The following is an 806-nucleotide window of genomic DNA, read 5'->3' as shown; positions in this document are numbered from 1 at the left end:
AATGAGTTGCCGCGCAGCTAAGGCATACCATGCCCGTCTGGCAGGATTCTGCCAGACGGAATCTTTTATGCCTCCACCAAAATACCTGAAGAGTCTCGCCGCTCAGCATTCCGCTGAATTTGCAAAATCCATTCCTCACCCACCTTTTCAAGAGGAACATTAAAAATCTTTTGAAAGTCGATGACAAACTGGAAATTATCAATATCCAGCTTATATCGACTGCCAAAAACCTCACAATCTCTATCATGATCAACGAGCGTCATCATGCCTCTAGCTACCGACTGCAGCGCGGCTTTGAATCCGTCACGTCTATTCATCAGGTCAACAACCACTTGCTTGTCATTGTCTGTGAGGCTCGAATCATAATCGATTATTTTTATATCAGCGTCTCTGCCAAGGGTATATCCAAAGTTTTTGCTCGCGATCTTCGGATGGGTGTCGGCCAATTCCTTCATGAATCTATCGTGGTCCAATTTTGCTAAACCAAGCTCAAGCCTGACCGATATCTCTTTGTAAAAGACATAACAATATCGATTTGAGACCTGTTCAAAGCCGGGATCTGTTAGCCATGGATCTTCTTGGTATTCATAAAATGGCTTCGCCTTTGGTTCAATTGCTGCTGAATTAATGACTTCCTCCACCTCGTCATTCTTACCGGACGGGCTCGCCACTTGGCTGCGCATCAGACTCAGTTGCTGTAAGCGACCAAGCCCATTTTCGATTCCGTTAGTATTCACTTCGCTGCCCTCCACTTGGCGTCTTATTTAATAACGGCAGGACCTGAAAAACCTTGCCCTGATAACGCC

At 45.7% G+C, this 806-nt stretch carries 1 protein-coding gene; it reads right to left on the bottom strand.

The window, feature by feature from the left end:
• Positions 1-65: 65 nt before the first annotated feature.
• Positions 66-737, bottom strand: a complete 672-nt coding sequence (locus AUC61_RS22500; protein WP_243248394.1) for a hypothetical protein — start codon at positions 735-737, stop codon at positions 66-68.
• Positions 738-806: the final 69 nt, after the last annotated feature.

Source organism: Pseudomonas maioricensis, from assembly GCF_022790535.1.
GTDB classification, from domain to species: domain Bacteria; phylum Pseudomonadota; class Gammaproteobacteria; order Pseudomonadales; family Pseudomonadaceae; genus Aquipseudomonas; species Aquipseudomonas maioricensis.
The sequence above is the reverse complement of the archived record's forward strand: the minus strand, read 5'-3'. Positions and strand labels throughout refer to the sequence as shown.